The 12,796-nt window shown below is 41.0% G+C and carries 10 protein-coding genes and 1 pseudogene; 4 read left to right on the top strand and 7 right to left on the bottom strand.

Features of this window, described 5'->3' with window-relative positions:
- Window positions 1-111: 111 nt before the first annotated feature.
- The 3 genes and pseudogenes from WKT11_RS09260 to WKT11_RS09250 all read right to left on the bottom strand — a co-directional run.
- Window positions 112-1,143 carry a sensor histidine kinase gene (locus WKT11_RS09260; protein ID WP_009260048.1) on the bottom strand — a complete coding sequence of 344 codons (1,032 nt, stop codon included), beginning with the start codon at window positions 1,141-1,143 and terminating at the stop codon, window positions 112-114.
- Window positions 1,140-1,829 (bottom strand): response regulator transcription factor, encoded by a 690-nt coding sequence (locus WKT11_RS09255; protein WP_019162604.1) that lies wholly within the window; start codon window positions 1,827-1,829, stop codon window positions 1,140-1,142. The genes WKT11_RS09260 and WKT11_RS09255 overlap by 4 nt, the downstream gene beginning before the upstream one ends.
- A 218-nt stretch (window positions 1,830-2,047) precedes the next feature.
- Window positions 2,048-2,167 (bottom strand): annotated as a pseudogene (locus tag WKT11_RS09250) (helix-turn-helix domain-containing protein); the annotation flags it as partial.
- Window positions 2,168-2,437: 270 nt separating this feature from the next.
- Between WKT11_RS09250 and WKT11_RS09245 the strand changes: the two are divergent.
- From WKT11_RS09245 to WKT11_RS09235, 3 genes are all read left to right on the top strand, one after another.
- The gene (locus WKT11_RS09245; RefSeq protein WP_117676115.1) at window positions 2,438-3,448 is read left to right on the top strand and encodes an ABC transporter substrate-binding protein; all 1,011 of its coding nucleotides are present in this window, start codon (window positions 2,438-2,440) and stop codon (window positions 3,446-3,448) included.
- Window positions 3,449-3,702: 254 nt separating this feature from the next.
- Window positions 3,703-4,815, top strand: coding sequence for an ABC transporter ATP-binding protein (locus WKT11_RS09240; protein ID WP_117676117.1), 1,113 nt, complete (start codon window positions 3,703-3,705; stop codon window positions 4,813-4,815).
- 144 nt (window positions 4,816-4,959) lie between these two features.
- Complete coding sequence (locus tag WKT11_RS09235) at window positions 4,960-6,048, top strand: PucR family transcriptional regulator (protein WP_117676119.1); 1,089 nt, start codon at window positions 4,960-4,962, stop codon at window positions 6,046-6,048.
- Between the two features lie 165 nt (window positions 6,049-6,213).
- On the opposite strand, the gene WKT11_RS09230 is transcribed toward WKT11_RS09235, so the two are convergent.
- From WKT11_RS09230 to WKT11_RS09215, 4 genes are all read right to left on the bottom strand, one after another.
- On the bottom strand, window positions 6,214-7,698 hold the full coding sequence (locus WKT11_RS09230; protein WP_117676121.1) for a glycoside hydrolase family 32 protein: 1,485 nt from the start codon (window positions 7,696-7,698) through the stop codon (window positions 6,214-6,216).
- A gap of 117 nt (window positions 7,699-7,815) precedes the next feature.
- The gene (locus tag WKT11_RS09225) at window positions 7,816-9,489 is read right to left on the bottom strand and encodes an extracellular solute-binding protein (protein ID WP_117676123.1); all 1,674 of its coding nucleotides are present in this window, start codon (window positions 9,487-9,489) and stop codon (window positions 7,816-7,818) included.
- Between the two features lie 15 nt (window positions 9,490-9,504).
- Complete coding sequence (locus tag WKT11_RS09220; protein WP_117676125.1) at window positions 9,505-10,404, bottom strand: carbohydrate ABC transporter permease; 900 nt, start codon at window positions 10,402-10,404, stop codon at window positions 9,505-9,507.
- 14 nt (window positions 10,405-10,418) lie between these two features.
- Complete coding sequence (locus WKT11_RS09215) at window positions 10,419-11,354, bottom strand: ABC transporter permease (RefSeq protein WP_117676216.1); 936 nt, start codon at window positions 11,352-11,354, stop codon at window positions 10,419-10,421.
- A 364-nt stretch (window positions 11,355-11,718) separates the two neighbouring features.
- On the opposite strand from WKT11_RS09215, the gene WKT11_RS09210 reads away from it, so the two are divergent.
- A complete protein-coding gene (locus tag WKT11_RS09210; RefSeq protein ID WP_117676127.1) occupies window positions 11,719-12,792 on the top strand; it encodes a LacI family DNA-binding transcriptional regulator in 1,074 nt (357 codons plus the stop codon).
- Window positions 12,793-12,796 lie beyond the last annotated feature (4 nt).

Below are 12,796 nucleotides of genomic sequence, written 5' to 3'. Positions count from 1 at the left end.
GTCATTGTAAACCACAAATGTTACACAAATGTCCGAGGTAGGAAAAATTTTTATCGAAAATCGAGATGAAATGTTACAACGCTCGGACATTTCAAAAAAAGTGGCTGTATCTTACCTTACAGGAAGCATAATAGAAAATTCTGAGCCTTGCCCCAGCTCTGAAACGACCTTGATATAGCCCCCTTGCCTTGTTACAATCTCACGAGCCAAATACAAACCTATTCCCACACCCTGTTGATCGTGTACTTCTTCCTCACGATAGAAGCGCCGAAAGATGGCAGCCTGATTGCTTTCTGAAATGCCCCTGCCGGTGTCGGTCACTTTGACCTCTACGTACATTTCCCACTGAACCACTGATACAGAAATCTTTCCACCTGACGGAGTGTATTTTACTGCATTGTCCAGCAGATTGAAAAGGGCTTCGCTTGTCCACTTGCTGTCATGGGAGATTATCAAATTTTCCGGGCAATCCACGGATACAGCAATTTCTTTTTTCTCTGCGGCATATACAATACTGCTCATAGCTTGTGCAAGCGTATGGAATAAGCTGCTGTCTTTCTTTTCTAATCGTATTGCTCCGGTTTCTAACCGGGATGTTTTAACCAGTGCTTGGAACAGAAAATCCAGTTTATCAGTCTGACTGCGTATGCCTTGCAAAAAGTCCATCCGTTCTTCTTCTGAAACAGGCTTTGTTAAAAGTGTGTCCGTTACCATTTGCAAATTGCTGACAGGCGTTTTGACTTGATGCGAAATATCAGAAATCAGCATTTGAAGCTCCTGTCGTTCCATGTCTACCTTGTGCCGATTTTCCTGCATAATCTCATACAACCGGATTAAGCGGTGGTTGATACGGGCAAAAAGAGTTTCACTATCATTTGACTTTTGTAATTCCTCGTTTCCATCAATCATGTTGTCCAGCGTCCGGCACAAATTAGAAGTAAAATGAGAAAGGCGTTTTCCAAAAGACAGCACCAATAGCCAAATCCAGAAAAATGCACAGAGTGTCAATGTTCCACCTGCTATGAAAATTCGTATATCCTGCATTATACCGCCGAGAATACCGGTAATTACCAGCATAGAGAAAACCATGCCAGCACTAATCAGTCTACAAATTTTCTTAGCAGAAAGGTTATTCAGTTTCATTTCTTTTCGCCTCCTGTCCATTGATACCCCATACCGTAAACCGTTTTGATATATGTGTCGCCATCCGCTTCAATCTTACTGCGAATGCGGCTGATAGAAGTAGTAAGGGTATGTTCATCTACATATTTTTCATCAATGTCCCACAGCCTTTCCAAAAGTTGTTGGCGGGTAAGTACCTGCTTCGGATTTTTAAGAAATAGGTTCAGCATTTTATATTCCATCGCAGAAAGCGCTAATGGTTTCCCGTTCAAACTTGCAAATTGTTCCGAAAAATCCAGAAACAGGCTACCATCCTCGTAAATATCCTTAGCTGGTTTGTGATGTTCCAACATAGCGAACATGGCTTTGATCTTTCGCTGCAAAGCACTAATCGAAAAAGGTTTCGTGATATAATCCACTGCACCAGCTTCATATCCTCGTATCTGATCGCTTTCCTGATCGTTGGCAGTTAGAAATATAACTACTGTATCAGGATGCTCTGGCTTGATAAGACGGCATAGGTCATAACCATTTCCGTCTGGTAAATTTATATCCAGCAATACCAAATCAAAAATGTTTGTTTTTAATGATTCAGCGGCTGTCCTTGCATTCAGAACAGAAGTTATTGTGTAACCGTCCAATTCCAAATTATAAGTAAGCGTTTTATTCAAAAGATTATCGTCTTCGACAATTAAAATCTGCTTCATATTGTCACTTCCTTTTCTTTTTGCAGATAGTATAACAGGCAAATGTCCGAGAATTGTTACAAGGACAAATATATTTATTATTTTACAGCTTTTTTCTGTGTACTGCAATTTTATATAAAGAAAGGACAGCAGTGTCAAATTGCTGTCCTTACGGCTTATTATAGCTGGTAGTGTATAAGCGTGGGTTCATCATATTTGGTGTGGTATCTTTAACTATGGGAAACTCCGTTCTCCCATTTATTCACCGCTGGGGTAGTTACTCCTAAGCGGTTTGCCATTTCCTCCTGGGTGAAACCAGACACTTTTCTATATTTTTTTATCACACTTCCAATATTCATCCTAATTCTCTCCTGATTGAAATTTCAAAAGCTTTTGTGATTAAATCATAGCATGATTGAAAATTGGACACAATTGAATTGTTATTAAATAAAATTCATATTTTTTAACTAATGGGAAAGTTGATCGTGATTAGCAGTTGATTTTGGGGGCATATCCTAACAAAAGGAATCATGGAGGCTGTGTTTTGCGATACTTTGTATGTCCCCCCTGGTCACCAATTAATTAATTATGCATACTCTAACAGAAGAAGTCGGTAAAGGAGTGTCTGCATGAAAAATAAAAAATGGATTTCACTGGCGACAGCAGTCGTTCTGGCGGTGACTGCACTGCCGCTGGGAGTGTTTGCTGCAAAGAAAGATGAGGCGAAGCTTGCAAAAGTTACCTTAAATGAAGTAGCCCATTCCATCTTTTATGCACCGCAGTATGTGGCAATCGAAGAGGGATATTTTAAAGATGAGGGGCTTGATATGACGCTTATAACTGGCTTTGGGGCAGATAAAACTATGACTGCCGTCATATCCGGCGAGGCGGATATCGGATTTATGGGAGCAGAAGCATCTATCTATGCCTATCAGGAAGGAGCTACTGATCCTGTTGTAAACTTTGCACAGCTTACCCAACGGGCCGGAAATTTCCTTGTGGCAAGAGAAGAAATGCCGGATTTTAAATGGGAAGATCTGAAGGGCAGGAAAGTTCTTGGCGGCCGAAAAGGTGGCATGCCGGAAATGGTATTTGAATATATTCTGAAGCAGAATGGCCTTGACCCTCAGAAAGACCTTTCTATTGATCAGAGCATCGACTTCGGTGCTACTGCTGCTGCTTTTACAGGGGATAATTCGGCGGATTTTACAGTGGAGTTTGAACCGTCCGCCACTGCACTTGAAAAGCAGGGAGCCGGTTATGTTGTTGCCTCCCTTGGTGTGGATTCCGGTTATGTACCGTATACTTCCTACAGTGCGAAAACCAGTTATATGGAAAAGAATCCGGATATCATGCAGAAATTTACCAATGCCCTTCAAAAAGGCATGGATTACGTCCAGAAGCATACTCCGGAGGAAATCGCCAGAGTGATCGAGCCACAGTTCCCGGAGACGGATCTGGATACCATCACGGCCATCGTAAAGCGTTATTATGATCAGGATACCTGGAAAGAGAATCTGGTCTTCGGGCAGGAGGGATTTGAGCTGCTTCAGGACATTCTGGAGGACGCAGGAGAACTGAAGGAACGCACTCCATATGAAGAACTGGTCAATACAGAATTTGCACAAAATGCTTCCTGATATCTGACACAAATCCAGAAAAACGCAGACAGAATTTCGTCATTTTGTCCTGCGTTTTTCTCATGTCTTTTGACAGTTTGACGGAATCCCCGGATACTGATTCCGGCTTTTCGTCAGAATGTCAAAAAACCCAAAAAATCTTTGTACGATTCTTCCCTAGCCATCCCCCCTCCTTTTCGCTATACTATCTACAGATGAAAAAAACGAGTAATCAATCAGCAAAAACAATATGAATCTATTTTGGAGGAATAATCATGGCAAGCTTATCATTACAGCACATTAACAAAACTTACCCAAATGGTTTCCAGGCAGTTAAAGATTTCAATCTGGAAATCGAAGATAAAGAATTCATCATTTTCGTAGGACCTTCAGGATGTGGTAAATCTACTACACTTCGTATGGTTGCCGGTCTGGAAGAAATTTCCGGCGGTACATTAAAGATTGGTGACAAAGTTATGAACGATGTAGAGCCTAAAGACCGTGATATCGCAATGGTATTCCAGAACTACGCTCTGTATCCTCATATGACAGTATATGATAACATGGCATTCGGACTTAAACTTCGTAAAGTTCCGAAAGATCAGATTGATAAAGCAGTTCGTGAAGCTGCAAGAATTCTTGACCTTGAGAAACTTCTTGATCGTAAACCGAAGGCTCTTTCCGGTGGTCAGAGACAGCGTGTTGCTATGGGACGTGCTATCGTACGTAATCCTAAGGTATTCCTTATGGATGAGCCTCTTTCCAACCTGGATGCTAAACTTCGTGTACAGATGCGTATCGAGATTTCCAAAATCCACCAGAGACTGGGCGCTACAATCATCTATGTAACACATGATCAGACAGAGGCTATGACTCTTGGTACCAGAATCGTTGTTATGAAAGATGGTGTTGTTCAGCAGGTAGATACACCGCAGAACCTGTATCAGAAACCAGGCAACTTATTCGTTGCAGGATTCATGGGATCTCCGCAGATGAACTTCCTGGACGCTGTTATCACAGAAAAAGGCGGCAGCCTTGTCGCTAAAGTCGGCGAGCATGAACTGGCTGTCCCGGCTGCTAAAGCAAAAGCTCTTAAAGATGGCGGTTATGTAGGAAAAACTGTTGTTCTTGGTATCCGTCCGGAAGATATCCATGATTCACAGATGTTCATCGAAGCTTCTCCAAGCGCACCGATGACATCCGTAGTTAAAGTTTACGAGCTTCTCGGAGCTGAAGTATTCTTATACTTCGATGTAAACGGAACTCAGGTTACAGCACGAGTTGATCCTCGTACAACAGCTAAGACTGGCGATCCGATCAAATTCGCATTCGATATGGAAAAATCTCATTTCTTTGATAAAGAAACAGAACTTACAATCTGCAACTAATTTCAGGAATCTTTTAATAAACCCGGGGAGTTTTCCCCGGGTTTTTATGTTATAATATAGAATTGTCTGCCTGATTACCTCAATCGGACAATTTACAAGGATTGCTATAAGCTGACTTATACCCCAAAAGAAAGGACTGACCTAATGAAAATACAACAGATTTTACAGAAATGCCTGACAGACTGGAAGAATATCAGCCAGCTTGATTTCTGTCTGCTGGATTCTGATAACCATATCTTTCTCTCTACCTGTGACAAAAAACTTCCTGCAGAATCAAAGCTGGAAGAATTTCGCCAAAGCAGTGCCCTGTGTGTTTCCAATACAAGCTACTGCCTGTATAAGATCATGGAGAATCATTCTGTCTCCTACATTCTGATCGTATGGGGAAAAGCAGAGAATACTGCTACTATCGGAGAGCTGGCCGTATGCCAGGTACAGAGTCTCCTGGCTGCCTATGCAGAAAAAAGCGACAAGAATACCTTTATGCAGAATCTTCTCCTTGGTAGTTATTCTGATGTAGATGCCTTTAACCGCGCCAAGAAACTGCACATTGCAACTTCTGTTCAGCGTGCCGTATTTCTTGTAGAAACCAAACAGACCAAAGATGAAAACGCCCTCGCTACGATCCGGAATATTTTCTCTGCCCGTACCAGAGATTTCATCACTGCTATTGATGATACAGGGATTATCATCATCAGAGAATTACAGTCCACAGAAACTTATGAAGATCTGGAATCAATTGCATATATGCTTGTAGATATGTTAAACACAGAAGCAATGACTTTTGCATGGGTTGCCTACAGTAATCTGGCAGAGGATATTTCCCGGCTTCCCGATGCATACAAAGAAGCACATACAGCCCTTGAAGTAGGCAAGATTTTCTACGCAGATAAGAATGTATTCGGATATAACCAGCTTGGAATCGGCAGACTGATCTACCAGCTTCCTATTTCCATATGCGAAATGTTTATCGACGAGATATTCAAAGAGGAAACTCTGGATTCTATTGACGAAGAAACCCTGATCACTATCCGTACCTTCTTTGAAAATAACCTGAATCTCTCTGAGACTTCCAGACAGCTTTATGTACACAGAAATACTCTGGTGTACCGCTTTGAGAAGCTTCAGAGAAAATTCGGACTGGATATCCGCGCGTTTGAGGATGCACTGACATTTAAACTGGCGATGATGGTTGTGGATTATATTAAATATTCCAAGAATCATCTGTCATAATCCTAAAAGCAAGTAACTTTTCGAAGCAGACAAATATTTACGAGGATTGCTATCGTTACTTGCTTTTGTATAATAAGCAGAATAATTTTCTCTATAACTCTCTATAATATAATAAAGGAATTCCCATTACAGGAATTCCTTTATCCTTCTGCAATTTCTGATATTTTATACCAGATCGTATTTTGTAATGTCCATTTTTACCTTTCCATTCGCCTGGAAGGAAATTCCATCTGCTTCCTGTTCTGTAAAGATTACCATGGACATTACCTGTTCACCGTCATTCACAAATACTTCCACACTATATCTGTCCAGAATCATACGAAGTTTTAATTCATCTGTCTTTCTATTTACCAGACAGCTTTTCTCGTGAACTACTGCTCTTCTGCTTCCGGAAAGTTTTCTATCCAGCTTTAACACCGAATCTTCAGGACAAAAACTTAATTCTGTATGGAATTTTTCATTCTGCGCAAAACATACTATAAATTTTCCATAACCTGTTTCTTTGTCTTCCGGGCTGATGGCAAGTTCCATATCTATAGTACGTCCCTGTACCCCTTTAAGCATAACCGGCTTGTCTTTGACTACAACGTTCCTATATTCCGTTTTATTCTTTCTGATTGCATCCAGTTCCCGTACCGGTTTCTGATACAGTCTTCCATTCTTCACAGATAATTCTCTGGGAAGACTCATCTGCGCAAACCATTTTGACTCTTCGCATCGATGAGAAAGAGTATCCCAGTTCTGCATCCATCCAATCATGATACGACGTCCGTCCGGTGCTTCTACAGTCTGCATTGCATAGAAATCAATGCCATAGTCAACAGACTGATGGTTCTCTTCTTTTAATGTATGCGTATCAGGATCCATTTCACCGATAATACAAAGGGTTCCATTTCCACTGTAATATTCCATTCCTTCAGCCAGCATATCCTGCGGACTGGTCAGAAGAACATATTTGCCGTCCAGTTTAAAGAAATCAGGACATTCCCACATTTTCCCATATCGATTTTTATTCTCTGCAAGTATACTTACAAACTTCCACTGAAATCCATCTTCACTGCTGTAAAGGAGAATCTGTCCACTTCCATCTGAAGGACGGTTGCCGACCACACAGTAAAAAAGCCCATCCTTTCCCTTCCATATCTTTGGATCACGGAAATCCACCTTACTTCCGCCTTCCGGCACATCCTGTCCGGTAAGTACAGGATTCTTTTCATATTTCTTATAGTCTGTTCCATCTCCCACAGCAACTGACTGTGTCTGTATATCTCTTACAGTGCCATCTTCCAGAGTTTCATGATCTACAGATGTATAGATCAGAAGCTGCTGTCCGTCAGGCAGTTCTGCTGCACTGCCCGAAAAGCATCCAATCTTATCGTATTCTTCGTCCGGAGCCAGAGCTGCCGGAAGATATTCCCAATGCAGCAGATCTTTACTGACCACATGTCCCCAGTGCATACTGTCCCACTGTGTTTTATATGGATTATACTGGTAAAATAAATGATACTGTCCTTTATACCAGGAAAAACCGTTTGGATCATTCATCCATCCTACATATGGGCTTATATGAAAAGCCGGTCTTTTCTCTGAGGGTATTTTCCGACCATTCACTGCTTCGTATTCTCTTGCCTTATCTAAAATACTCTTCATAAATTCTAACCTCTCGCTGTCTCTCCCGGACATTATCTGACCGGGAGAAATCATTCACATTTTCATTATTTTTCCCACAGGCAAATTGCCTGACAGTGCCATCAAAGGAACAGGTTTCTATTTCTGTTCAGCATAATATGCATCCAGATACTTCTGATAAATCTTCAGATAATCTTCCAGTCCATAGGAATCCAGACTCTTGAGATATTCATCCCAGTCAGCATCTGTAAATCCGTTCATGATCCAGTCAGATTTCTTTGCATTGATCGTTTTCTGAATATCAGCCTGAAGGTTGGACAATTCTTCTGTATCTTCTCTGTTCATAAATACGTTCGGATATACATATTCTGTGTGCATGTCCGGAGTAAAGTAGTCTTCAATCCAGTCAAGACGATACTGTGCATCATCCGGGCAGGTTACATATTTATCATAATATTCATCCAGAACTGCCAGCGGTCCTCCTACAGACTCTGCCTCTCTTACTTCTACAGGGGAAGCATCTCCAAGAGGTGCATGTTTCAGCATATCTCCGCCTTCTGCGTTCTTACTCATTTCGAAGATATCAAAGTCATCATCTTCGCCGTAAGTTCCCCAGTTGTTCTGCGGGGACTGTATCGGATCATACATCTGGTCTAACCATGCACATACAAGTGCCGGATTCTTGGCAACTGCTGTTACAACACAACGTCCACGGTCAAATCCACTTGTAAAGGAACCATTCTGCGGTGTCAGGTTTCTGGTATCTGCTGTAAGAACAGGAAGCGGAACCCAGTCTTCCAGATTGTCAATGTTTGCTACATCCCAGCTAAAGCATACGCCGTATCTTCCGGACTTTCCTTTGGATACATAAGTGGACCATTCCTGTGTAAATGCTTCCGGATCGATCAGACCTTCGTCATTGAGTTTGTTCAGCCATTCGATACCTTTTTTGTATCCATCCTGTGTGGCAGAGCAGATGACTTTCTTATCGTCTGTAACTGCGATGTGTCTGGTTTTATCTGCATCTCCGTATCCTTCTCCAAATCCGTTGATCAGGATAGATGGGTCCTGATCTCCGTCATTTACGATACAGGACATTGGGATAATACTTCCATCAATACCAAATTCTTCCTGAAGTTCGGAGGCATGGTCACGGAATGCGATCAGAACCTGTTCAAATTCATCTACAGTTTCAGGAACTTCAAGATTCAGGAAATCCAGCCATTTCTTATTGATAAAGCTCATATTTCCCACTGTCTGGATTGCTGTTTTGCCTGAACCCAGCTGCTCGATCCATGGAAGTGCCCAGATATGTCCTTCTGTGTCTGTACACATGGTTCTGTATTCCGGATACTTGTCAAAAACAGCTTTCAGATTCGGCATATAAGCATCTATGTAATCTTCCAGAGCAATGATGATTCCCTGGTCTGCATATTTCAGAAGATCACTGTCACTGAAACCTGCTGAAAATACGAAATCCGATAATTCCTTGGGGTTTGCCATTGCAAGAGAGATCTTATCACTCCACTGGTCTGACTGGATTGCATTCCATTTTACTTCAACATTTGTTTTTTCCTGAAGACGTTTGAAGATGGTTCTCTTATTCGGGTCAGACTCTGTGTTTGCCGGATAGCTTGTCATACCGGAAATCTCTGTTTTTTCTTTCAGTGGAAATTCCAGTTCTGCCTTGTCTACTTCCTGAAATTCTCCGTCATTAAGTGCCACTTTACTCTTTCCACATCCTGTCATGGAAGCTACCATACAAACTGCCAGTGCTGCTGCCATAAATGCTTTTATTTTTTTTGCTTTCATACTCTTCTCCTCTCTTTATCCCTTGATAGAGCCAGCCATAATACCGGCATCAAAATATTTCTGGAAAAACGGATACATTACCAACAATGGTAAACTTGATATAATAATTGTTGCATATTTCAGAAGTTCTGCGAGCTGTGCTCTTGCTGCGGTACTCTGCATATCTGAGATCATTCCTGACTCCGGCTGGTTCTGGATAAGAATAGAACGGAGAACCAGCTGCAATGGCTGTTTTGCAGAATCATTCAGATAGATCATTGCATCAAAGTAACTGTTCCACATTGCTACAAACTGCCATAATGCCAGCACTGCAATAACCGGTGTACATACCGGAAGAAGGATCTTAAAGAAATATACCATCTCATTGGCACCATCTACTTCTGCTGCCTCACGAAGTTCAGAAGGAATTCCCTGATAAAATGTTCTGGCAATGATCATATTCCATACGCTGAAAGCACCAGGCAGGATAACCGCCCACATGCTGTCCAGAAGTCCCAGGTTGCTGATCAGCAAGTATGTAGGGATCAATCCGCCTCCAAAGAACATAGTGATCATAAAGATAACATTGAAAAATCCTCTTCCCTTAAAATCGGCTCTGGACATAGGATAAGCTGCAAACAGTGTGATCAGTACAGATACAATTGTAAAAATAACTGAATAAACTACCGCATTTTTAAACCCGATCCAGATCTGTGCATTGGAAATAACTCTCTGATAAGCTGTCAGTGTCCATTTGCTGAAATCAAAGGTAATTCCTTTATTCTGAAGAGTGATCGGGTCCATAAAGGATGCTACTACGATATAACACATTGGAACTACGATCGCAATTACAAAAAGTCCTAATAAAATATATCCTGTTAATAATAATGCCTTATCCTGCAGGGAGTATCTGGCAAATCTGCTTTTTTTCTTCATGATATTCTTCCTCCCTATAAACCTTTACCGTCATTCATTTTTGCAACAACTTTATTTACTATGATCAGCAGGATTACATTAATCACTGTATTAAACAGACCTACAGCTGTAGAAAAGCTGTAATCTCCATCCAACAGACCTTTTTTGTATACATATGTAGCAATGATTTCTGAAGAAGGCAGGTTCAGGTCTGTCTGAAGTGCATATGCTTTTTCAAATCCAATACTCATAATGTTACCGGCCTGGAGAATAAACTGGATGACTACCATATCTTTGATCGCCGGCCACTCTACAGCCTTAATCTGCTGGAAAATGTTGGCACCATCAATGACGGCCGCTTCCTTCAGTTCCTGACTTGCATTGGAAAGTGAAGCCGTATACATAATGGACGCCCATCCTGCACCCTGCCAGATACCACTGATAATATAAATGGATCTGAATGCCTCCGGCATTGTCATAAAGTTAATGCTTGTGCCCAGTAAAAGGTTTACCGGACCTGTTACGGAAAGAAAAATTCTTACAATACCGCACAGTACAATTACAGAAACAAAGTTTGGCATATAAAGGATAAGCTGGACTTTTTTCTTAATTCCTTTACTCTCAATTCTGTTTAACAGAAATGCAAGCAGGATCGGTATTGGAAATCCCCACAATAATCCGTAAATACTAAGTTTCAGTGTATTTACCAGATATCTCATAAAATCCGGAGATGACAAAAACCGTTTGAAATATGTCAGTCCTACCCATTCACTTCCCATAATTCCTCTGATCGGGTTATACCTCTGGAATGCGATCAGGATTCCGCCCATCGGTATATACTTGAATATCAGAGTCAGGATAAGTGCCGGAAACAGAAAGATCACATAAAGCTGCCAGTGCTGTTTCACATAGACCAGTGTGTTATGAAGTCCCTGCTTTTTCTCTCCTTGTTTCTTTTCTGAAACACTCATAGTTTTTCCACTCATAGTTTCAGAATCTCCTCCTTTCTCCTTCTCCTGATAATTTTACATTTGTAACTATTCTTCTGACTTTTTTACAATCATCGTTTGTTCATCTGTAAAATCATCTTTTTGATTTATAACATTGTTTTACCATATATTTTTACATTTGTCAATATAGCTTTTACACTTTGCACAACTATATTTTTATTTCCTATTGTATATTTATACTTTTTATCTATATTCTGTTACATTTGTGACATTCTTTTATTTTACATTTTTACATTTATCATTTGACATTTCATCCATTTTACATTACAATAGTTATATATATAAGAAATAACTCCATAAAATTATTAAAAAACAGGAGGTAATTATGCCTGAACGAGTAACCATACAGGATATTGCCGATGCCCTCGGCCTATCCAGAAATACAGTTTCAAAAGCAATCAATAATACCGGCATCCTGGCTGATGCCACAAAAGAAAAGGTTCTCAGAAAAGCAGTAGAAATGGGATATAAACAGTTTTCCTACGCTGCAACACTGGAAGATATCACAAATCAGAACAATGCTTCTGATTCACAGTCTAATAATAAGGAAATCGCACTGCTGACAACGAAGTTTCTGGGAGATTCCCACTTTTCTTCTACCATGCTTGACAAATTCCAGAGAGAAATCTCTCAGATGGGATACAGCCTTTCCATGCACCGTATTCTGGGAAATGAATTAAAGAGCCAGAAGCTTCCGGTCACCTTCGACGCTTCCAGAACTTCAGGAATCATCTGTTATGAACTTTTCGATCACGCCTACAGTCAGATGGTCTGCAATCTGGATATTCCTGTTCTCTTTGTTGATTCACCAGTCGCAGGTCTTGCTGCCCCCTTAAAGGCAGACCGGCTTTATATGGATAACCAGTCCTGTATCTACAGTTTTATACAGGAAATGATCCGACGAGGAAAAAAGAGTTTTGGTTTTGTAGGAGAACGTTTTCACTGCCAGTCCTTCTGGGAACGTTATATGGCATTTCGTGACGCCATGTTTCTTCTTGGGCTGGATTATAATGAAGATTATTGCATGCTGGAAAACAAAGAAGGGGTAGAAAATCCCGGTTCCGAAGATTATCAGGATTATCTTACCCGGTGTTTCGTGAAATTAGAAAAGCTTCCGGAAGTAATCATATGTGCCAACGATTTTGTTGCCATTGATACCATGCATGTGCTTCGCAAACTGGGATATTCCATTCCTGAAGATGTTTATATCTGTGGTTTTGATGATTCTCCGGAATCAAAGATTGTTATGCCGCCTCTGACTACCATCCACATTCACAGCCAGATCATGGGATTTTCCGCTGTTCATCTTCTGATATCCCGGATCAAAAATCCGTCTCTGAACTATCGCACCATATACACAGAAACCAGCCTCATTTATCGAGACTCCACCGGAGACTGATCCA

This window comes from Blautia sp. HCN-1074 (genome assembly GCF_037890165.1).
Classification (GTDB): Bacteria; Bacillota; Clostridia; order Lachnospirales; family Lachnospiraceae; genus Blautia_A.
This window is presented reverse-complemented; position numbering and strand designations above follow the sequence as displayed.